The organism is Candidatus Ulvibacter alkanivorans (genome assembly GCF_003333325.1).
Classification (GTDB): domain Bacteria; phylum Bacteroidota; class Bacteroidia; order Flavobacteriales; family Flavobacteriaceae; genus Ulvibacter_A; species Ulvibacter_A alkanivorans.
This window is the reverse complement of record NZ_QOLC01000072.1, coordinates 1-22948: the sequence shown is the minus strand read 5'-3', so window position 1 is coordinate 22948 and position 22948 is coordinate 1. Positions and strand designations below refer to the sequence as shown.

Annotated in this window: 21 protein-coding genes and 1 pseudogene; 19 read left to right on the top strand and 3 right to left on the bottom strand. The window is 41.5% G+C overall.

Annotated features, from left to right (window positions below; all coding sequences use genetic code 11):
* The first annotated feature begins 130 nt into the window (after positions 1-130).
* Complete coding sequence (locus tag DWA30_RS06330) at positions 131-1138, top strand: 3-oxoacyl-ACP synthase III family protein (protein WP_114491698.1); 1008 nt, start codon at positions 131-133, stop codon at positions 1136-1138.
* 314 nt (positions 1139-1452) lie between these two features.
* On the opposite strand, the gene DWA30_RS06325 is transcribed toward DWA30_RS06330, so the two are convergent.
* A complete protein-coding gene (locus tag DWA30_RS06325; protein WP_114491697.1) occupies positions 1453-3909 on the bottom strand; it encodes a TonB-dependent receptor in 2457 nt (818 codons plus the stop codon).
* Positions 3910-4284: 375 nt separating this feature from the next.
* Here DWA30_RS06325 and DWA30_RS06320 point away from each other — a divergent pair, with 375 nt between their 5' ends.
* Positions 4285-4644 (top strand): CoA-binding protein, encoded by a 360-nt coding sequence (locus DWA30_RS06320; protein ID WP_114491696.1) that lies wholly within the window; start codon positions 4285-4287, stop codon positions 4642-4644.
* Here DWA30_RS06320 and DWA30_RS06315 read toward each other — a convergent pair.
* Complete coding sequence (locus tag DWA30_RS06315) at positions 4615-6078, bottom strand: sodium:solute symporter (RefSeq protein WP_114491695.1); 1464 nt, start codon at positions 6076-6078, stop codon at positions 4615-4617. The two genes, DWA30_RS06320 and DWA30_RS06315, sit on opposite strands and share 30 nt — an antisense overlap.
* A 117-nt stretch (positions 6079-6195) precedes the next feature.
* Between DWA30_RS06315 and DWA30_RS06310 the strand changes: the two genes are divergently transcribed.
* From DWA30_RS06310 to DWA30_RS06295, 4 genes are all read left to right on the top strand, one after another.
* Positions 6196-8685, top strand: a complete 2490-nt coding sequence (locus tag DWA30_RS06310; protein WP_114491694.1) for a T9SS type A sorting domain-containing protein — start codon at positions 6196-6198, stop codon at positions 8683-8685.
* An 83-nt stretch (positions 8686-8768) separates the two neighbouring features.
* On the top strand, positions 8769-9389 hold the full coding sequence (recR, locus tag DWA30_RS06305) for a recombination mediator RecR (RefSeq protein ID WP_114491693.1): 621 nt from the start codon (positions 8769-8771) through the stop codon (positions 9387-9389).
* 3 nt (positions 9390-9392) lie between these two features.
* Positions 9393-10514: a glycosyltransferase family 2 protein gene (locus DWA30_RS06300; RefSeq protein WP_114491692.1), complete on the top strand. Its 1122-nt coding sequence runs from the start codon at positions 9393-9395 to the stop codon at positions 10512-10514.
* A gap of 74 nt (positions 10515-10588) precedes the next feature.
* Positions 10589-11914 (top strand): dihydrolipoamide acetyltransferase family protein, encoded by a 1326-nt coding sequence (locus tag DWA30_RS06295; RefSeq protein WP_114491691.1) that lies wholly within the window; start codon positions 10589-10591, stop codon positions 11912-11914.
* Positions 11915-11935: 21 nt separating this feature from the next.
* On the opposite strand, the gene DWA30_RS06290 is transcribed toward DWA30_RS06295, so the two are convergent.
* Entirely contained in the window at positions 11936-12553 is a 618-nt protein-coding gene (locus DWA30_RS06290) for a hypothetical protein (protein ID WP_114491690.1), read from the bottom strand.
* A gap of 44 nt (positions 12554-12597) precedes the next feature.
* On the opposite strand from DWA30_RS06290, the gene DWA30_RS06285 reads away from it, so the two are divergent.
* From DWA30_RS06285 to DWA30_RS06220, 13 genes and pseudogenes are all read left to right on the top strand, one after another.
* Positions 12598-13374, top strand: a complete 777-nt coding sequence (locus tag DWA30_RS06285; RefSeq protein ID WP_114491689.1) for a 3'-5' exonuclease — start codon at positions 12598-12600, stop codon at positions 13372-13374.
* Between the two features lie 2 nt (positions 13375-13376).
* Complete coding sequence (locus DWA30_RS06280) at positions 13377-13988, top strand: fumarylacetoacetate hydrolase family protein (protein WP_114491688.1); 612 nt, start codon at positions 13377-13379, stop codon at positions 13986-13988.
* Entirely contained in the window at positions 13988-14329 is a 342-nt protein-coding gene (locus DWA30_RS06275) for an Hpt domain-containing protein (RefSeq protein WP_114491687.1), read from the top strand. Before DWA30_RS06280 ends, DWA30_RS06275 begins: the two co-directional genes overlap by 1 nt.
* On the top strand, positions 14330-15577 hold the full coding sequence (locus tag DWA30_RS06270; protein WP_114491686.1) for a competence/damage-inducible protein A: 1248 nt from the start codon (positions 14330-14332) through the stop codon (positions 15575-15577).
* 77 nt (positions 15578-15654) lie between these two features.
* Positions 15655-15894 carry a 50S ribosomal protein L28 gene (gene rpmB / locus DWA30_RS06265; RefSeq protein ID WP_114491685.1) on the top strand — a complete coding sequence of 80 codons (240 nt, stop codon included), beginning with the start codon at positions 15655-15657 and terminating at the stop codon, positions 15892-15894.
* 28 nt (positions 15895-15922) lie between these two features.
* Positions 15923-16105: a 50S ribosomal protein L33 gene (rpmG, locus tag DWA30_RS06260; RefSeq protein ID WP_114491684.1), complete on the top strand. Its 183-nt coding sequence runs from the start codon at positions 15923-15925 to the stop codon at positions 16103-16105.
* Positions 16106-16144: 39 nt separating this feature from the next.
* Positions 16145-16297 (top strand): DUF4295 domain-containing protein, encoded by a 153-nt coding sequence (locus DWA30_RS06255; protein ID WP_114491683.1) that lies wholly within the window; start codon positions 16145-16147, stop codon positions 16295-16297.
* A gap of 235 nt (positions 16298-16532) precedes the next feature.
* Positions 16533-17489 (top strand): signal recognition particle-docking protein FtsY, encoded by a 957-nt coding sequence (gene ftsY / locus DWA30_RS06250; protein WP_114491682.1) that lies wholly within the window; start codon positions 16533-16535, stop codon positions 17487-17489.
* A gap of 18 nt (positions 17490-17507) precedes the next feature.
* Positions 17508-18095 carry an SET domain-containing protein gene (locus tag DWA30_RS06245; protein WP_114491681.1) on the top strand — a complete coding sequence of 196 codons (588 nt, stop codon included), beginning with the start codon at positions 17508-17510 and terminating at the stop codon, positions 18093-18095.
* Positions 18096-18164: 69 nt separating this feature from the next.
* The gene (gene rimO / locus DWA30_RS06240; RefSeq protein WP_114491680.1) at positions 18165-19472 is read left to right on the top strand and encodes a 30S ribosomal protein S12 methylthiotransferase RimO; all 1308 of its coding nucleotides are present in this window, start codon (positions 18165-18167) and stop codon (positions 19470-19472) included.
* Between the two features lie 141 nt (positions 19473-19613).
* Positions 19614-20831 (top strand): hypothetical protein, encoded by a 1218-nt coding sequence (locus tag DWA30_RS06235; RefSeq protein ID WP_136073165.1) that lies wholly within the window; start codon positions 19614-19616, stop codon positions 20829-20831.
* 51 nt (positions 20832-20882) lie between these two features.
* On the top strand, positions 20883-22115 hold the full coding sequence (locus DWA30_RS06230) for a glycosyltransferase (protein ID WP_245933870.1): 1233 nt from the start codon (positions 20883-20885) through the stop codon (positions 22113-22115).
* 489 nt (positions 22116-22604) lie between these two features.
* Positions 22605-22948 (top strand): annotated as a pseudogene (locus DWA30_RS06220) (hypothetical protein); the annotation flags it as partial.

The following is a 22948-nucleotide window of genomic DNA, read 5'->3' as shown; positions in this document are numbered from 1 at the left end:
TGGGTAAAAAGGTACTTAAATTTTGAGCGGTATGCAACGCCTGTTATGCACGCATAGTATCTAATTTGAAATTATGTTCCGCCTATCCGTCATAATACTTATCTTGCTCACAGATTTAAATTCGCACTGAATGTATACTTCTAAAATCATTGGATTGGGGCGATATGTGCCCGAAAATGTAGTGACCAACGACGATCTGGCCAAGCGTATGGATACCAACGATGCGTGGATACAAGAGCGTACTGGAATTAAAGAACGACGTCATATAAAAAAGGGAGATGGTAATTCAACCTCTGTCATGGCCGTAAAGGCTGCCAAGATCGCACTAGAGCGAGCCGAGTTAGATGCCAAAGATATCGACATGATCGTATTCGCTACCTTGAGTCCGGATATGTATTTTCCTGGCGGCGGTGTAGAGGTTCAAGAGATGATGAATATGCGTACCATTCCAGCGTTAGATGTGCGCAATCAATGTAGTGGTTTTGTGTATGCAATTTCTGTGGCCGATCAATTTATTAAGACCGGTATGTATAAAAATGTGCTGGTAATTGGTTCTGAAAACCACAGTGGTGGATTAGACTTTACCACTCGTGGGCGAAGTGTTTCGGTAATTTTTGGTGATGGAGCAGGGGCAGCTGTGGTATCTCGTAGTGCTGATGAGACAAGCGGTATTTTGTCGACGCACTTGCACAGCGAAGGAAAACATAAGGATGAACTTTCATTACAAGGGCCGAGCACCGAGTATTGGGTGCCTGAGATCATAGCCGACGACCCACAAGAAAACATCCCGTATTATCCATATATGAACGGACAATTTGTGTTTAAGCACGCTGTGGTTCGTTTTGCAGAAGTGATACATGAAGGCCTAGCGGCCAACAACCTACAAGCTTCCGATATCGATATGCTGATTCCACATCAAGCCAATTTGCGGATTTCTCAATTTATTCAGAAGAAATTAGGACTCTCGGACGACCAAGTGTTTAACAATATTCAGAAATACGGTAATACGACAGCAGCTTCTATTCCTATAGCCTTAACTGAGGCATGGGAAGCCGGTAAGATTAAGAAAGGAGATCTAGTCGTGTTAGCGGCCTTTGGCAGCGGATTTACTTGGGGAAGTGCAATTATACGTTGGTAAAAAATAAGACCCGCAAGCAAAAACTCACGGGTCTACAACTAAAACTCCCTAAATCTTAGTCGCTAATTCATACAGTTGCAATTTGCCAATTTTAAAACAATCTTGAAATACCCACTACCGGGTAAAATTGATACACGCAAAAAAAAAAGCCTTTCCAGAATGAAAGGCTTTTTTTAAACCTAATGGGTTTACAATTTTTTTAAAGGCTAATTCAAATAATTTATAAACAAGCTATTAGGTGTTTTATTAATAGACGTGAGAATTGAAGTAATGTTTCATTTGATCTCCACATTTAACGTTCTTATAACATTTGATTAGAAAATTCCGCCGCCTGCATCCTTTTCACGATCGTCTCTATTCTTACGAGATTTAGCGCGATATTCACCGCCTCCAAATCGATATGATAATCCAACATACACTGTATTACTTTCCCAGTTAAATTCTCCTGTTTGGCGGTAGGGACGTTGGCCGTCGAATGCAAATCTCATCGTATCGAAAATATCGTTGTAATTTATGCTGAACGTACCTTTACCGTCCCATAATGTATATCGCGCTCCAAGGTTCACAAAGTACATTGGCTCTACTTCAAATTGAAGTCCTTTGTTCTTACCTCGATAAAATCCGAAGGCCGATAAAGTAAGTTCCTTGGTTACTTTGAAATTGTTGATCATTCTAAAATTCCAGGCGGTATTGTCTACTTCTACGGTTTCTTGAACAATATCATTTACTGTTGGATTGCCACCGGAGTTTTCTAATCGTTCGGTAATGCCTTTTTGGGTTTGGGTATAGAGATCGAAGCTGGTATTGAAGTTCCACCATTTAAACGGACGATAATTGGAGGATAGTTCGATACCGTACGCCGAGGTGTTATCAAAATTATCGAAAGTAAGGATTACTTTATTTAAGTCTGTTCTATCTACAAATACGGCTCTGTTTATTTCATCTTCTATCGCACGAAAGAATACACCTCCTGTAATACTTCCTTTTTCAAGGCTTCTGGTATAGTTGGCCTCAAAAGAGTTGGTAAACTGTGGTTGTAAGTCGGTGTTTCCGAAGGAAGAGATAAGTGGCGTGCTCCATTCTCGTATTGGATTTACTTGCGATAATCCGGGACGATCTACACGGCGGCTATAGCTTACTTGAAATTGATTTTTTTCTGTGGGAGTATAGGTCACATAGGCTGAAGGATACACTTGTATGTAGTCATTTTCAAAAGAACGAACACGATTGGTGTCTGCATCAACGGTAACGGTTTCAATTCTTGCTCCCACTTGATACGACCATTTTTCTAAGCTTTTCCCGAAGGTAGCATAGGCCGAATAAATATCACGTACATAGTCAAAATCGGTGTCCGGTGTAGGAATGAGCTCGCCATTGGCATTAAACGATTGCCCCGTAGACTGATATTTGATATTGGTTTCGAACAATCGAGCTTCAAGTCCTACTTCTAATTTGGTGGATTCAGACAATGGGTTGACATAGTCTAAATTTATGGTCGTACGATCTCGTTCTGTATCGACGAAGTCGGTGTAATTATCGATAGGAGCCGCGCCGTTAAAACGAAAGTTAGCGATCTCGTCGCTGTTAAAGGTGTTATAATCTGCTTCTAACTCAATATGATGCCCTTGATCGTTAAAGTTTAGTTTGTAATCGAAATTATATTGAGACGATTGGTTATCACTTTCATTGTCGAACACTTGCATCTGGTTACGTGATGGCATGTCGAAGAACAATATATTGGTCGTACCGATGGTGCTTCCTTCAAAGAAGTTCTGATTGGTAAAAAAAGAGAAGGTATTACGATCGTTCAGGTAAAAGTCGATACCCGTTTTTAAAAGATTCGATTTGCTGTCATCCAAGAAATTAAAAAGCTGCACACTGTTATCTTCGGGTCTAAATATCTCACCGAAATTTTCATTTTTAGCGATGTTGTTTCCGTAGTTCGCATACACGTTTATCTTACCGTTGCGATAATTCATATCCAGTGATCCGTTGAATTTTGCCTCGCGCTCATAAGTAAGACCCACACTTGCGCTTCCATTAAATCCGATGTTTACATTTTTATGCAATATTATATTGATGATCCCGCTCATGCCTTCCGGGTTGTACTTGGCCGACGGATTGGTGATCAATTCTATTTGTTTAATAGAGGTAGATGGAATTTGTTTAAGCAATTGAGCAACAGGAACATTAGATAATTTCCCATCGACCATAACGCGAACGTTTTGATTGCCTCTAAGCGATAGGTCTCCCGTTTGTTGATCGACACTAACGGAAGGAAGGTTGTTCATAATATCTGATGCCGTAGGCCCTGCGGTTGTAAGGTCTTTCCCAACGTTGATAACCTTTCTGTCTAGTTTTTGTTCTATAGTAGTGCGTTCTGCGGTTACCGTTACCTCGTCTAAGGCAGCGATGTCCTCTTCAAGAACGATCTGCCCCATGTCGATGATTCGGTTGCTCCTTGAGATCTCTATGGTGTTCGTATAGGGTATATACCCAATAAATTGAATAACCACTTCGCTTTTGCCCGCGGGAATATCTTCTATCTTGAAGATACCATCGTCGTTAGTAACTCCACCGGTAATGATCTCTCCTGAAAGGGTTTTTACAGCAACCGTAACGTAGGGTATGGGTTGTTGCAATCGTTTGTCGATTACTGTACCGGTAATGGTACCAATTTTTTCTGAAAGTTCGGGATTGGGAGTGGTGTTTGCAGTTGCGATTGTCGATGTGAATAAACACAAAAAGACCCATATAAAATACCGTTTCATTTTTTGATTGATTTAAGTTGTTAGTTTTTAGATGAATATTGTTAAACTAGATACCTTGTATAACATAATTTCTGATTAGACAATTTCCAAGATTTTTAGTTTCTATGAATATGACGGACGAGCAGAAATTTTGTTACAAATTTCGTTTGCTTTTTTTCTAAAAAAAAACAAACCCGAAGTTTAGAACCTCGGGTTTGCAACTTTACTGCTATTATTAACACTAACCATCAACGTAAAAATTTTCACAGTAAAGCATGAAATATTTCTATCTTATAGACGGGAGAACTTAACTAATGTTACAGACTTCTTCATTTTTAACGTAGTTTTATGAATTGGAAGCGCTCAGGGATTGTATTTTTCTGAAAATTCGTTGTTATGAAAAAAACCCTTGTTATTGGCGCTAGTCTAAATCCGTCCCGTTTTTCTAATTTAGCCATCAATAGATTGGTTACTTACGATCATCCGGTCGAGGCCATCGGGCTTCGGAAAGGTGTCGTCGCAGGAATCGACATTACTACAGAGAAGGAAGACTTCGAGCAGATAGATACAATCACTTTGTACCTTAATGCCAAACGCCAACAAGAGTATTACGATTATATCCTTTCATTAAAACCCAAGCGAGTTATTTTTAATCCGGGTACCGAAAATCCGGAATTGTATGAATTGCTTCAGAAGCACAACATAGATGTAGAGGTGGCGTGTACGTTAGTGCTTTTGGGTACGAATCAATATTAAACCTAAAAAGGTTAATGCTCCATTCAAGATTAGTATAAAAAAGCCAAATTCAAAATTGAACCAAGCGGCACAGGCGGCGCTAATTGCATATCCTACAAAGGGCGTAAGAATAGCTACAATCGGTACATAGACGTCTCTTACTTTCCATTTGGTAAATAATCCATAGGCATAGAGTCCTAACAACGGGCCATAGGTATAGCCGGCAAAAACGAACAACTTAGCGATCACCGAAGCATCGGCAATTACATATTTAAAAATAATGATCACTAAGATCAATACAAACGACATGGCGATATGAATTCGCTTTCGAATACGTATTTGCTGCTTCGCATCGTATTTTTTCTCAATATCTAAGATGTCGATACTAAAGGAAGTGGTAAGTGCGGTTAGTGCGCTATCGGCACTAGAATAAGCTGCAGCGATAAGCCCCAATAGAAAGAACATCGCAATACCTAGGCCTAAGCCCGATTCGACAGCGATGGTAGGGAAAAGGGAATCACCGTTAGCAGTAATTCCATTTTGTTGTGCGTAAACGGTAAGTAGTAATCCCAACGCCAGGAAAATAAAGTTCACGATCGTCAATACAATAGTGAACCAAAAGACGTTCTTTTGTGCGTCCTCAAGGTTTCTACAGGTTAGGTTTTTTTGCATCATGTCTTGGTCTAAACCTGTCATCACGATCGCGATAAACGCACCACTTACAAACTGTTTTACAAAGTGGTCACCCGATTTCCAATCATCGAAAAAGAACATTTGGGAGAGATCACTTTCTGCTATAAATCCGAAAATGTTGGCTGCGGAAAGTCCGAGGTCTTCAGAGACATAATAAATGGCGACTCCAACCGCAACTAACATGAATAGGGTTTGAAGCGTATCTGTCCAAACAATGGTCTTGATACCGCTTTTAAAAGTATACAACCAAATAAGTAAAATGGTCACTGTTACGGTTACCCAAAAAGGCACGCCTTCAGAACCGAAGAACTGCATTTTATCGAAAACTAATTGCTGCAATACAATCGCGACCAAATAGAGTCTGAAACTCGCTCCCACGATACGGGATAATAGGAAGAAAGAAGCTCCGGTTTTATAGGAGTTGTTTCCGAAGCGACCATCAAGATAGGTATAAATAGAGGTCAAATTAAGTCGATAGTAGAGTGGTAGTAAGACCAAGCCGATAACAGCATATCCAACCGTATATCCAAGAACCACTTGAAAATAACCAAACTGAGAAGCTTCTACCCAACCCGGAACTGAAATAAAGGTAACGCCGCTCAATGAGGCACCAATCATTCCGAAGGCAACCAAGTACCAGGGAGATTGTTTACCGGCCTTAAAGAAATCGTCATTACTGCCGCCCCGATTTGTAAAATGCGAGATCAGTAATAATACCCCGAAATAGCCCGCGATAAGTAATAGGATTTGATACGGTTGCATAAAAGATAACTTAGGCTGAAACGGGGTAAAAATACAAAGTTTGCCTTTGAGTGAAGCGCTTTTTTTAATACATTTGGGAACTTTATGAAAATAAGCGAGTTATCTTAAAAAAATACTATGAAAATCAAATTATTACTTATTGCATGTGTTGTTGCGGTCTTCTCAGTTCAGTCGCAAGAATACTTGAAAATGATCGATGAAGGAACCTATTCGGTGGCAGAAGTTGTAGATGCAGCAGAAGCCTATTTTGAAGGTAAAGACAAAGGACGTGGAACGGGATACAAACAATTTAAGCGTTGGGAGTATATGGCGCTGCGATTAATGAATGAAAATGGTTATTTACCGTCTGTAACAGAACGTATGAGTGAACTTCAAAATTACAATGCGTACTTAAATGCGACAGCAGATGACCGACAGGTATTGGCAGACAATTGGCAAGAATTAGGTCCGCTAGATTGGAATGTAACCTCCGGATGGAATCCCGGTGTTGGGCGAATAACAGCACTTGCGGTAGATCCTGCAAATAGTGATATTATAATTATTGGAGCGAACACAGGAGGTGTGTGGAAAACAACAGATGGTGGCCAAAATTGGACTCCCCTAAACGATAACTTCGTAAATTTACGTGTTTTTTCGGTAGCTATCGATCCTGTAGATTCTGATGTGTATTATTTTGGATCTTCCAGCGGATTGATCTTTAAATCTGATGATGCTGGAGCTACTTTTACACAATTGGCAGATATAAGTAATTCGTTGGTAAATAAGATCCTTATTAATCCTAACGATACCGATATCATATTTGCTTCCAGCGAAAATGCCGGTTTGTATCGTTCTACAGATGCCGGTGCATCATGGCAAAGCGTTACAAACGATTCAAGAAGTTATGACGTGGAATTTCAACCCGGAAATACAAATGTAGTTTTTGCTTCAGGTTCGGCTTATCACAAATCAACCGACGGAGGAGCTACGTTTACAACCATGAATGCGGGATTCAATAATGGACCAAAAATGATTGGTGTTTCACCGGACGATGCTAGTGTTGTATATGTATTACAAGCAATTAATGGTGGGTTTTCAGGTTTATTTAAATCAACTAATAACGGCGACACCTTTACACAGTTGAATCACGCTGGGATGAATTACTTGAACCTTGATCAAAATGCGCAAGGAGGCGGTGGTCAAGCACCACGAGATATGGACATTGCCATTAGTCCTACAGATATTGATGAAGTTCATCTTGGAGGTGGTCAGACGTGGCGATCGCTCGATGGTGGTGTTACTTTTGAATTGAGCTCATTCTGGTTTATTCCGAATGTGAATTCTTTGAATGTAGGCTACTGTCACGCAGATATCGATATATTAGAATTTGCAGACGGCAATTTATTTGCGGGTACCGACGGTGGTATTTTTAAAGCAGTTGATTCTGATGGACCAATTTCAACTACTTATTTTGAAGACCTTACGGAAGGGATTGGTATTCGCCAGTTCTATAAGATTGGTGTGTCACAAACGGCAGATGTGATCGTAAGTGGAGGCTCACAAGATAATGGAACTTCTGTATATACCCTGGCTGAGGGCTGGAGAGATTGGTTAGGAGCCGACGGAGGTGAGACCTTTGTTGATTTCAATAACCCGAATCGTATCTTCGGAACGACGCAATTTGGAAATACATGGAGAACACTTAACCAAGGAGTAACTGCTAATAGTGGTAATAACCCTCCGGGAGGTGGAAACTTTGTTACGCCATTCGAACAAGACCCGGAAGTTCCAAGTACTATTTATATTGGCTATGATCGTGTCTACAAATCGGTCAATTCTGGAGGCAGTTGGACCTCGATATCACAATCGTTAGGAAATGGGATCGAGCACTTCAAAATTGCACCTTCCAATAACCAGATCATCTATGCAGCAAATGGAGGAGGTTTATATAGAACCGACGATGGCGGAGCGACTACGTGGCAATCGATTAGTAGTGTTGGCGGGCTAATCAATTCGATAGCTGTTCACCCAACTGATGCAAATAAAGTGGCCGTCACTTCAACCAGTACCAATAAAGTATTTGTTTCAGAAGATGGTGGGCAAACTTGGACCAACCTGAGATTAAACCTACCAAATTTCTCTGCATTAGCAGTGGTTTGGGACGATCATGCTAACAACGGCTTGTACTTAGGAATGGATTTCGGGGTCTACTATATTGATGATAGTTTTACCGAATGGCAGCCATACAGCAACCTCTTACCTAATGTAATTATTAATGAATTGGAGATCAATCATACAACCGATATGTTATACGCGGGAAGTTATGGGCGAGGCTTATGGGTAAGTCCATTGGTTGAACCTATATTAGGAACGACCGATCGAATTAGAACCAGTGACGTTAGCGTACATCCAAATCCGGCGAATGAAACGGTTACCATTTCATTTGTTGAGCCTTTAGACGCTGAAATTCGTGTGTTTGATGTTTCAGGTAAGCTAGTAATATACGAGGCGGATTCTGCCTTGAGCACAGATCATTCATTGAATATTTCACACTTAAATGCCGGTGTGTATTTTATTCGAATCAATTCGGAAGCCGGATCGGTTACGAAAAAATTGATCAAGAAATAAACCATAGAAATCTAAGTAAGAATGCTTCAGAAAGAATCCTTTTTCTGAAGCATTTTTTTTATCTTGCCACTAACAGTTCTGTTATGGAATTTTCATCAAAACTTCTCGAAAATGCAGTCGACGAAATGTCACAGCTTCCAGGTATAGGAAAGCGAACGGCACTTCGTTTGGTGTTGCACCTAATTAAACAGCCCAAGGAACAAACCATGCGACTGTCCGAGAGTTTGCAGCAAATGCGCCAAGAAATTAATTTTTGTGATAATTGTTACAATATTTCTGATACCACATTTTGTGAGATTTGTGCGAACCCGAAAAGAGATCCAAAAGTGGTGTGCGTGGTGGAAGATATTCGTGATGTCATGGCCATCGAAAATACGAGTCAGTACCGAGGGCAATATCACGTCTTGGGCGGAAAGATCTCTCCCATGGATGGCATAGGTCCCGGCGAATTACATATTAAACCACTTGTAGAACGCGTGCGTTCGGGAGTGATCGAAGAACTAATCTTCGCATTAAGCTCGACCATGGAAGGAGATACGACCAACTTTTATATCTTTAAACAGATCGAACCTTATAACATTACCACTACGACCATTGCGAGAGGAATTTCGGTAGGAGACGAGTTAGAATATGCCGATGAAGTGACCTTAGGGCGTAGTATTTTGAACAGGATTCCATTCGAATCGTCACTAAAAAACTCATAGCTGTTGAAACTTTCTGTTGTTATACTTAATTACAACGTACGCTATTTTCTAGAACAGTGTATTAAAAGTGTACAGTTGTCTTTGCAGGGTATAGAAAGTGAGATCATAATTATTGATAACAATTCTACCGATGGAAGTTGTGCGATGGTTAAAGAAAAATTTCCGGGACTCACACTAATTGAGAACAAGGAGAATGTCGGATTTAGCAAAGCGAACAACCAAGCAGTAGCTCAAGCTAAGGGCGAGTATCTCTGTATTTTAAATCCCGACACGGCCGTTTCTGAACACACTTTTAAAGCCTGTTTAAACTTTTCCGAAGGAAAAGAAAACATGGGTGCCTTGGGAGTATATCTTATGGACGGGACAGGAAACTTTTTGCCTGAGAGCAAACGAAACCTGCCCACACCAAAAGCCTCGCTGCTTAAACTGATGGGGATTGGAAGAAATTATTACGCCAAGCGAGTGGCTGCTCAAGCCACCGGCGAAGTAGCGGTGCTTGTAGGAGCATTTATGTTCCTAAAAAGAACGGTGTATCAAGAGGTTGGTGGTTTTGATGAAGATTACTTTATGTACGGCGAAGACATCGACTTTTCGTATAAGATCACGAAGGCCGGATACAAGAATTACTACATGGGCAACACAACCGTATTGCACTACAAAGGGGAAAGTACCCAAAAGGATGCGGCATACTTAGAGCGTTTTTATGGTGCGATGCGCATTTTTTATAAGAAACATTTTCAGACCAATCTAATTCTAGATACTTCTGTGAATTTAGGTGTAGCTGCCGCCAAACGGCTTCGGAAGAATTCAGAAAACAAGCCACGACAACCATTGGCTACGCCTAAACAAGCCTTTCTGTTAACCGAGAACTTCACATTGTTGAAAAAACTATCTGAAAATCTTGAAATTCCAATAAAATCGGCCTCTAAGGCGATCTTTCAAGACGCCTTACACGACGAAACCTTGTTCGTGTTCGATGCTTCTTATATGCCTTATAATCAAATATTTTCGGTGATGAAACAACTGCGAAATCGTAAGAATCAGTTCCGGATCTATCCACCTCAGTCAAACTTTATTTTGGGGAGTGATCAAAGCGACGAAAAAGGAACCGTGGTTGTTTTTTAAGAAAAATGAAACTTGTGGGATATAAATTTTAACTAATTTTGCACAGTTAAAAAAATATTGGCAAGAACGTAGCTATGGCAAAATTTGAATTGAAACTACCTAAAATGGGGGAAAGTGTTGCAGAAGCAACCGTAACCAACTGGCTAAAAGATGTAGGGGATACCATCGAAGCCGATGAGGCAGTACTCGAAATTGCAACCGATAAAGTAGATAGTGAAGTACCAAGTGAAGTAGATGGGGTACTGGTTGAAAAGCTTTTTGAAGCCGATGACGTAGTGCAAGTAGGACAAACCATAGCGATTATAGAAACCGATGGCGATGCAGATTCTGCTGCCAGCAATACTGCCAAAGAAGAAACTCCCGCGCCAAAGATCGTAGCCGAGGTCGAAAAACAAGTGGAGCAGGCGAAAGAGACCACCCAGCCTAGCATTGCTAGTAGTGGTGAACGCTTTTATTCTCCATTAGTTAAAAATATTGCAACTCAAGAAGGAATTGGTCAAGAAGAGCTAGACGCTATTCAGGGAACGGGTAAAGACGGTCGTGTTACTAAAAATGATATGCTGTCGTACCTAGAAAATCGTGGGGCACAAAAATCTACCCAAGCAGAATCACCTCAAAAAGAAACAGCACCACAAGCGACTGCTAAAAGTCAACCGGTGGCAAAACAAAAACCGGCTGTGTCTGTGAGTGGTGACGATGAGATCATCGAAATGACGCGCATGGGGAAACTTATTGCGCATCATATGGTGGATAGTGTTCAAACTTCTGCGCATGTACAATCTTTTATCGAAGCCGATGTCACCAATATTTGGAACTGGAGAAAAAAGGTAAAAGATAGTTTTGCAAAACGCGAAGGAGAGAACCTTACGTTTACGCCTATCTTCTTAGAAGCCGTAGCCAAAGCGCTTAGGGACTTCCCAATGATGAACATCTCTGTAGATGGGGATCGCATCATAAAACGTAAGCATATAAATTTAGGGATGGCAGCAGCCTTACCCGATGGAAACCTTATTGTTCCTGTAATTAAAAATGCCGATCAGTTAAACCTCGTCGGGATGAGTAAGGCAGTCAACGATCTTGCAAGCCGCGCACGAAACAATCAATTAAAACCGGATGAGATCCAAGGTGGAACTTACACAGTAACGAATGTGGGTACCTTCGGAAGTATCATGGGAACTCCAATTATTAATCAGCCACAAGTTGGGATCCTTGCGTTAGGTGCGATTCGAAAAGTACCGGCAGTGATCGAAACTCCTGATGGTGACTTTATTGGAATTCGTTATAAGATGTTCCTATCGCACAGCTACGACCACCGAGTCGTAAACGGAGCCTTGGGAGGACAGTTTGTGAAAGCGGTAGCCGATTATCTAGAAGCGTGGGATACGAAACGGGAGATCTAGTTCAAGGAGCATTCACCCCTCTTATTGTAACTGTAAAAGTACAGCCTCCAGCTCCTCATAACTAAAAATAGGGCGCGTTTTATTCCATATTATAGGAAAACGAATTTTAGTGTCGGCGGTTAGACCTGCTTGTATATGCTGAATGAACTGCCGGTAGATCACTTGATTTTCATTAATATTGAACACCAGGGGCGTTATTCCCCTGTCACGCAGTGCCAACGCTAATAGATCGCACTTCTCACATTCGTGAACCGTAAACAGAACGATTCGGTCGGAAATTAGCGCAACAAGATCTGTTGCTTGATTTTTAGTAGCAAGCGATACATCCTGTCTTTCCCTATTAATAACCAGGTCGTACGTATATTGAGATGGACTGCCTTCGAGCTCTATAAGTGTAACCACCGGGACGCGACTGCGAGGTGCCAAGGTCGTGACCACAGGCTTTGAAGCACTTTTTCGATAGCCCTCCGCTTTGACCAGTAAGAAGATATTTAGAGAATCTGCCGTTGTATTTTCAGCGAAGAGCACTATGCGCTTTCCTTTTTTTTCTTCGGAAATGATCACATCTAACCCTTGACCGTACAGTGTGTTACTCAAAACCACGAATACAACTAGGATAATTTTTTTTACTTCGCCCATACACAAATGTAGTAATTACTACCTTTGTGTACTAAAGCAAACACATGCAGTTAAACCTAAGCCGACCCATTTGTTTTTTTGATCTGGAAACTACCGGCACCAATGTCGCTACCGACCGTATTGTAGAGATCGCAATCCTAAAAGTGTATCCCAATGGCAACAAAGAAAGCTATACATGGCGGGTAAATCCGGAGATCCCAATCCCCAAACAGTCATCCGATATACATGGTATTACCGATGAAATGGTGGCCAACGAACCCACTTTTAAAGAATTGGCGCCAAAAGTATACGCTTTAATGAAGGATTGTGACCTGGGTGGGTATAATTCTAACCGTTTTGATATTCCGTTGTTGGCAGAAGCCTTGTTACGAGCCGAGATCGACTTTGATATGAAAAAGGCCTTATCGGTTGACGTACAGACCATATTTCATAAAAAGGAAAAACGAACCCTGGAGGCAGCCTATAAATTCTATTGCGACAAAGAATTAAAGAATGCGCATAGCGCAGAAGCCGATACCAATGCGACTTACGAAGTGTTGAAATCGCAGTTAGACCGTTACGACGACCTGGAGAACGACATCAACTTTTTAGCTGCCTTTAGCGCGCATAAGAACTTCGCCGATCTAGCAGGCTATATAGGGTATAATAAAGAAGGACAAGAGATCTTTTCCTTCGGAAAGCACCGAGGGAAATTAGTAGAAACGGTAATGGAGCAGGAACCGGGTTATTTTGGATGGCTCTTAAATGCCGACTTTCCACTTTATACCAAAAAAGTGCTTACAAGAATTAAACTGCGTAAACTGAATAATAAGCTCAATTAAGTATGAAGATCATTTGTGTTGGTAGAAATTATGCCGCCCATATTGAAGAGCTTCAGAACGAACGCCCGGAACACCCTGTGCTTTTTTTAAAACCGGATACTTCCATTCTTCTTAAAAAACAGCCGTTCTTTATTCCGGATTTTTCCGAAGCAGTTCACCACGAGGTTGAAGTATTGGTAAAGATCAAAAAGATTGGCAAGCACATCGATAGAAAATTTGCGCACAAGTACTACGACGAAATTGGCCTTGGCATCGACTTTACGGCAAGGGACCTACAGTCGCAGTTAAAAGAAAAAGGACTTCCTTGGGAAAAGGCAAAAGCCTTCGATGGCGCTGCTGTGGTAGGTAAATTTCTTCCGAAGAAAACCTTCGAATCGGTTGACAATATCAACTTTCATTTAGAAAAGAACAACGAGACCGTTCAACAAGCAAATACGGCTTTGATGTTGTGGAAGATCGACGAATTGATCGAATATATTTCAAAATACTTTACTTTAAAGATTGGAGATATTATATTTACCGGCACGCCCGCAGGTGTGGCTAAAGTAAATCCTAACGATATATTGACCGGATATTTAAATGATACACAGGTCTTTTCAATTAAAGTGAAATAATGAGTAAACTGTATTCAAAAGAGAGTTTAAGCGAGGTTGCCGGAGGTGACGAAGACTTTATGGCTGTTGTCGCGCACACTTTTCTGGAGGAAATTCCACCGGATCTGGCAGCACTGGAAGACGCCATTCAAAATGATAATAAAGAACTGGCGTACCAGTTTGCACATAAAATGAAGCCCAATATCGAAATGTTTGGTATTGAGATTCTTAAAGATATCGCCTCCATCGAATCTTGGACAAGAACTTCAAAGAATAAGACGGCCATCGCCGATAACATCGAAAAGGTGTCAAGTACATTAAAAACTGTGTTTAAACAACTAGAAGAAGATTTTCCACAATAGATGCTAGCAGAAATCATCACCATAGGTGACGAGATCCTTATCGGTCAGATCGTTGATACCAACTCGGCTTTTATTTCCAAAGAACTAAATCAAATTGGTGTAAAGGTCTTTCAAATAACTTCGATCCAAGACGATAAACAGCATATATTAACCGCATTGGAAGATGCAATGAATCGTGTCGACTTGGTATTGGTGACCGGCGGACTAGGTCCTACCAAGGACGATATCACTAAACAAACCTTCTGCGAATTCTTCGATGATACATTGGTAGAGAACGAGGAAGTCCTTCAGAATATAAAGAACATATTTAGCACCTACATCAAGCGTCCTCCATTAGCCGCCAATTTACAGCAAGCTATGGTGCCATCAAAAGCAACGGTACTTACCAACGAACACGGCACAGCACCGGGAATGTGGCTTGAAAAGGAGAGCACGGTCTTTGTTTCCATGCCGGGTGTACCCTACGAAATGAAGGCGTTACTTCTAAATGAAGTATTGCCTAGGGTCATTAAAAAATTTAATCGTCCGCATATCTACCACAAAACCTTGCTCACCTATGGAAAAGGGGAGAGTGAGATCCAAGAGCTCATAGCATCTTGGGAAAATGCCTTGCCCGATGACATTAAACTCGCGTATCTACCCTCCTTAGGGCGTGTACGCTTACGATTGTCGGCCACAGGATTCGACGAGCACATGTTGAAGGACCGGGTGAATGCACAAATGGATATAGTACACGATTTGCTACAGGATATCGCGGTAGGTTATGAGGATGAAACCAGCATCGTAGCAAGAATTGCAGCTTTATTGGTACAAAAAGAACAAACCCTGAGCTTGGCCGAAAGCTGTACAGGCGGGACCATCGCACGTCAAATAACAGCCAAACCGGGAGCTTCGGCATTTTTTAGAGGAAGTATCATACCGTACGAAACGGGGAAAAAAGTATCCATTCTCGGGATAGATGAGGCGCTCATTAAAGAACATAGTGTTGTTAGCGCAGCGGTAGCCGAAGCCATGGCAACTCGATCGCGCGCACTGTTTGGAACCGATTATGCCGTGGCAACGACCGGAATTGCAGGACCTACCAAAGGCGATGCAGACGATGAGGTAGGAACGGTCTTTATCGCTATTGGAAGTCCGTCGGGTGTTTTTGCACAGCGATTTAGCTTTGGCAACGCTCGTGAACGGGTCATCACCAAGGCCACTAACAAGGCATTCGAATTACTACTAAAAGAAATTTTAAAAAACTAAATTTCTTTTGTTGTTCAAACCGATTAATTTTTTTAAATTTGCACCCTGTTTTAAAATAACTAATACGAGTTAAAGCAATGTCAAGAGTTTGTGAGCTTACCGGAAAGAGAGCCATCGTTGGAAACAACGTGTCTCACGCGATGAATAAAACAAAACGCAAGTTTAATGTAAACCTTGTAAAAAAGCGTTTTTACATTCCTGAAGAAGACAAGTGGATGACCCTACGTGTGTCAACTTCTGCGTTAAAAAATATTAATAAAAAAGGGATCGCTGCAGTGATCAAGGAAGCTCGCGAAAAGGGCTACTTGAACAAATAATTGCCGCAACCGCTAAAAGTCGAATACAATGGCTAAAAAAGGAAACAGAGTACAGGTAATCTTAGAATGTACAGAGCATAAAGAAACCGGAAAACCGGGAACTTCTCGTTATATTACCACTAAGAACAAGAAGAACACGCCAGATCGTTTAGAGTTGAAGAAATTCAACCCGATCTTGAAAAAGATGACCGTTCATAAAGAAATTAAATAAGACGTTTTTCTCCAAAGGAAAACCTAAAAATAAAGTAGTATGGCAAAGAAATCAGTAGCATCATTACAAACAGGATCTAAGCGACTTACCAAAGCCATTAAAATGGTAAAATCGCCTAAGACAGGTGCGTATATCTTCGTAGAATCGATCATGGCTCCCGAAGCCGTAAACGACTGGTTAAACAAACAATAACCAACCGACATAGCAATATATAAAGCCACTTCTTTAAGTGGCTTTTTTTATACGTGTACCTCACACTAGACCGCTGTAATTATTTCTATATGTTTTCAACGTAAATTGTTGTAATTTTGCATGCTTTGGGCGTTACCCCGCTTGCAGCGCGGTCGGGTCATTCGCTGTATCTCCCCACCAAAGGCGGGCAGGATGCCGCTACTACCCCTAACGCAACTTTAATCAGTACTACTACATGAGCTTTTTTAAAAAAATATTCAACAAAGAAAAGAAAGAAACGCTCGATAAAGGCTTAGAAAAATCTAAGAATTCCTTTTTCGAGAAACTGGGTAAGGCGGTTGCCGGTAAGAGCAAGGTCGATGACGATGTGTTAGACAACCTGGAAGAAGTACTTGTGTCCAGCGACGTAGGCGTAAATACTACCCTTAAGGTGATCGACCGTATCGAAGCACGGGTCGCTCGCGACAAATACTTGGGGACCGATGAGCTTAACCAGATCCTTAGAGAAGAGATCGCCGGCCTGCTTAGTGAGACCAATACGGGCGATGCCACTCAGTTCGAAGTTCCTACTCAAAACGATGGACCCCATGTAATTATGGTCGTAGGCGTGAACGGAGTAGGGAAGACCACCACCATAGGCAAATTGGCCTATCAATTTAAAAAAGCAGGAAAAAAAGTGGTATTGGGTGCGGCAGATACCTTTCGTGCCGCCGCTATCGATCAGCTTCAAATTTGGGCCGATCGCACCGAAGTACCTATCGTTAAACAAAGTATGGGGAGCGATCCGGCCAGTGTAGCCTTCGACACCTTGCAAAGTGCCGTAAACCAACAAGCCGATGTAGTGATCATCGACACGGCAGGAAGATTACACAACAAAGTGAATCTAATGAACGAACTTACCAAGGTAAAACGAGTGATGCAAAAAGTAGTGTCCAATGCACCGCATGAAGTACTATTAGTACTCGATGGGTCTACAGGACAAAATGCCTTCGAACAGGCCAAACAATTCACGGCCGCCACCGAAGTAACTTCCTTAGCCGTAACCAAATTAGATGGAACAGCTAAAGGCGGGGTAGTAATTGGTATTAGCGATCAATTTCAAATCCCGGTAAAGTATATCGGTGTTGGGGAAGGCATAGAAGATCTTCAGGTATTTAATAAATTCGAATTTGTGGATAGTTTTTTTGCGTAACTTCGTGAAAAACCAACAATGATACACCCACATACCGAATTGCGATTTATCAATGACCAAGTAGGGCATGGGGTCGTAGCCACCCAACACATTCCGGCAGGAACGATCACTTGGGTGTTAGATGAACTAGACAGAGAGTTTACACCCAAACAATTTTCAGCCTTCGATACATTGTATCAACAAATACTGGATACCTATTCGTATCGCAACAGCAAAGGAAATTATGTGCTCTGTTGGGATCATGGTCGGTTCGTTAATCACAGTTTTAAGTCAAATTGCCTTTCGACCGCCTATGATTTCGAGATCGCTATCCGTGATATTGAACCCGGAGAACAACTTACCGACGATTACGGATACCTAAATGTGGAAACCCCTTTCCATGCTTCCGAAGAAGGAACAAAACGAAAGATCGTTTATCCGGATGACCTGCAGCACTACCATACCGTATGGGATAAAAAGATAGCAAAGGTCTTTCCGAAGATAGATCAGTTAGAACAACCCTTGGCAGCGATATTGCCGGCCGCAATAAAAAAGACCATACGAGCGGTACTAGAAGGAAAGCAACCGCTAGCATCCATACAAGAATTGTATTTCGCCCAAAAATAACCATGCGTTAATTTATGTGATTTATATGCGAAGAAACGGTATCTTTGCACGCCTTAAAAATTGCCGTATATGCGTACCAAAACCTTAAAGAAGAATAAAATAAATGTAGTCACCTTAGGCTGTTCTAAGAATGTGTACGATAGTGAAGTGCTCATGGGGCAATTGCGCGCCAATAATAAAGAAGTGGTACATGAAGAGGAAGGGAACGTAGTGGTGATTAATACCTGCGGTTTTATTGCCAACGCTAAAGAGGAAAGCGTGAATACCATTCTTGAGTATGTTCAGAAAAAGGAAGACGGCGTGGTAGACAAAGTATTTGTGACCGGATGCCTTTCTGAACGGTACAAACCGGACCTGCAAAAAGAGATCCCAAATGTGGACCAATACTTCGGAACTACCGAATTACCCGGTTTGCTAAAAGCCTTAGGAGCCGATTATAAACATGAGCTTATTGGCGAACGTCTTACTACAACACCAAAAAATTATGCCTATCTAAAAATCGCCGAGGGCTGCGACCGTCCGTGCTCGTTTTGTGCCATCCCTATCATGCGCGGAAAACACAAATCGACACCCATTGAACAATTGGTCACAGAAGCAAAGAATCTTGCCGCCGATGGCGTAAAAGAATTAATCCTTATCGCACAAGACCTTACCTATTACGGTTTAGATCTTTATAAAAAACGAAATCTGGCAGAACTATTACAACAGTTGGTAAAGGTTGAAGGCATCGAATGGATACGTTTGCATTATGCTTTTCCTACCGGATTCCCTATGGACGTGTTAGAAGTCATGCGTAATGAGCCAAAAGTGTGTAATTATATCGACATCCCGCTACAACATATCGCCGACCCTATTTTAAAGTCAATGCGACGTGGAACGACCAAGGCCAAAACAACCAAATTATTGCAAGAATTTAGAAAGGCAGTTCCAGAAATGGCGATTAGAACTACATTAATCGTTGGTTATCCGGGAGAGACCGAAGAAGACTTTCAAACTTTAAAGCAATGGGTAGAGGAAATGCGATTTGAGCGATTGGGTTGTTTTACCTATTCGCACGAAGAGAATACGCATGCATATTCACTGGAAGACGATGTGCCGGAAGACGTGAAAATGGATCGAGCCAACCAGATCATGGAAGTGCAATCGCAAATCTCATGGGAACTGAATCAAGAAAAGATAGGGAAAGAATATCGCGTGGTAATAGACCGTAAAGAAGGAAGTTATTATGTAGGAAGAACCGAATTCGACAGCCCCGATGTAGACAACGAAGTACTCATAAACGCAGAAGAAGGCTATTTAAGAACCGGTGAGTTCTTTACTGTAAAAATAACAGCAGCCGAAGACTTCGACCTGTACGCAGAGGTGGTCAAAAATTAGATCGTAGCCTTATAATACTTCGGTTTTTGTATTTTTAGGCTCATGATCAAAATCACCTCCTTCCTGACTTTTAAAAAAAGCTATCTTTTACTTTTAAGTGTTTGCTTGCTTGCTAGTTGTAAACAATCCAATAAAGCGGAAGTGGAGCCAATAGAAACCACAGAGGTAGACAATTCGATTCCTCCATTGCAGTTCATCGAGAATCCGGCAGCCGGAAATGCTTTCTTACCACGCTTGTATAGCAATGGGAGATCACTTTTTATGTCTTGGGTACACACAGAAGATAGTGTAGCAACGCTTAATTATTCCAAGCGTCATGGCACTGCTTGGTCACAGCCTATAACGGTTGCAAGCGGCACCGATTGGTTTGTCAATTGGGCCGATTTCCCAACGATATCGGAAAACAACGGAGCAATCTTTACTAATATTCTTCAAAGATCTGCCGATGGCACCTATACCTACGATATAAAGTTGAACCTCTTCCATGGAGGATCAACTACCGTGGCCCAAGACGCAAAAGCGAGCTGGTTCAAAGACCTTAAGTTACATAACGATACCACCAAGAGTGAACATGGCTTTGTTTCGCTAATTCCTTATTTAGATGATAGTTTTATGGTATCATGGCTGGACGGCAGGAATACTTCCGGAATGAGCCATGGTGAACATGAGGACGATCATGGCGGGGCTATGACCTTGCGTGCTGCAGTCGTACATGCGAATGGTACGATCTCAAACCGTGTGCAGCTGGATGATCGTGTTTGTGATTGCTGCGGAACTTCGATGGCGATGACAGAAGCAGGACCCGTAGTGGTATATCGCGATCGTTCTGAAGGGGAGGTTCGTGATATTTCTATAGTACGTTACATTGATGACCGTTGGACAACACCTCAAACTGTTGCGGAAGATAATTGGGAGATCTCGGGGTGTCCTGTAAATGGTCCTGCTGTTTCCAGTTTTAAGAATATACTGGTAGTCGCGTGGTTTACAGCTGCCAAAGGCGAAGGGGATGTACACGTGGCCTTTTCGGAGGATAACGGAGCGCATTTTGGTCACGCATTTCGTATCGATGTAGGAAATGCCACGGGCAGAGTCGATATTGTGATGATAAACGAGGAGGACGCAGCCGTACTTTGGATGGAACCTAATGGCGAACAAGATGTGATCCAACTTATGAAGATCAACAAACACGGCTTTACCAAACCACCCATCGTGGTTTCCAGTACTGCTGCTTCACGTGCCAGCGGATTTCCGCAATTGGAACTGGTAGGCGATCAATTGTATTGTGCGTGGACATTGGTACATGGGCAAAATAAGCAAATTAAGACTGCAACCATTGCTGTGTCAGATTTGGATCAATAATAAGGGAACTGTTCTTTATGAAAAGACAAAGCATCTCAAAAACCTGCTAGATTGAAAAAACTGCTAATTATAGGTTATACATTTCCCGAGCCAAGCACAACGGCGGCGGGGACTAGAATGATGCAACTTATTGATCTTTTTAGATCATGGGAATATCATATTTCGTTTGCCACTACAGCGAGTACTTCGGAAAGGTCGGCCGACCTAAGCGACTTGGGAGTTTCCATTGAGTCCATACGTTTAAATGATCCCTCTTTCGATGTATATCTCTCTTCACAGAAACCAGATATTGTCTTGTTCGATCGGTTTATAACAGAAGAACAATTTGGATGGCGTGTAACCGAACAATGCCCCAGTGCTTTACGGATTCTAGACACAGAGGATCTTCATTTTCTTCGGAAAGCGCGAGAGGAAGCGGTGCGACAACAGCGTAACTTCACTTCTGAAATGCTGTATACCGACACGGCCAAACGAGAAATAGCGAGTATACTGCGTTGCGATTTGTCGTTACTCATTTCTGAAGCTGAAATACAGTTATTGATCGATCAGTTTAAGGTCCCAGAACAATTGTTGTATTACTTGCCTTTTATGATCGATCCTTTGAGCACAAAGGAGCGATCGGAATTGCCGAACTTTGATGCACGAACCAATTTTATAACCATCGGCAACTTAAAACACGCACCCAATGTGGATGCGATACGCTATTTAAAACTTCAAGTTTGGCCGGAGATCAGGCAACAACTCCCTACTGCTAACTTATATTGTTACGGAGCCTATGCTCCGCAACAGATCAGGGAATTTCATAACGAAAGCGACGGATTTATAATTGCGGGTTGGGCACCTTCTGTTTCCGAAGTAATGTCGAAAGCCCGAGTATGTATAGCTCCGCTACGCTTTGGTGCCGGTTTAAAAGGAAAGTTGATAGATGCCATGCAATACGGAACACCGTCTGTTACCACGCCCATTGGTGCTGAAGGACTTATGGGCGAGATGCCTTTTGCCGGAAAAATTGTAGCGAGCGCACAAGAGATTGTAGCTGCTTCGGTAGCGCTGTATTCTTCAGAAAAAGAATGGACAACTGCGCAAAAAAACGGTTTTTCGATACTACAAAAGCGATTTGCAAAAGAGAATTTTTCCGAAGCAATTAAGAAACGAATAACAACCCTAGCAGAAAATATACAAGCCCACAGAATCACTCACTTTATTGGGCAAATACTTCAGCATCAAAGTCTACAGAGTACAAAATACTTGAGCAAATGGATAGAAGCTAAAAACAAAGAGTAGGACTTTAAATTAGGGCCTTTTCTTATTCCAAAAAGTATCAATGACCAAGAGTATCAAGAACAGGAGCATACTTAGGTAGGATCCAATTTTGGCTATTTCAATTTCTCCACTCCCTAAACCAGTATACCCAATAATAGCAAGAACTACAGCTAAAACGATACACAAAAGCATGCAGTAATTCATAAAGCGTTAGGTTCGTACGAGAAAATTAGCCATTTGCCAATAAACCATTTGACTCATTTGTTGTGATTCTTAACGCATACTGGTTAATTGTTGAAATGCTTACTCTTATCAATTCTTCTTCAAATTTTAATTAAACTCAAATGAGTCAATCATTTAGGGTTTTAAAGAGTACCTTAATTGTTTTGTGTGCTGCGAAAACTCGATGTTGGTATACATATGAGTCAATGTATGCCCCGTAAATGCTAAAGAGTATGGCATGAATCCAATTTCTTTGTTACACAAAAAGACTTAACAAACAACCTTACCATGCCAAAAGTAGAAGTGAATAAGCTAAATAGTAATGGTATTCTCGAGCAGATAAATAAAATAGTTTCTGGAGATTTACACGAGAAGTATGGCGAGCACACCTTGAATTTTGATAATGGATTAGGTAAGGGGTCTATAAGCAGTATTGATTTTGACTGGGGTGTATCGTTAATTGATTACGAATTTTTCCTGCATGAAGATTTTTCGCTTGTTTTTAAAGTAGGAGAAACACCACCATTAGTGTTTTTCTACATTACCGAGGGAAGTTTAGAATACTGCTGCGATGAAGATGGAGAGTTACTACAGCTTAATCAATACAAGATTATTATATGTCTCTTATACAA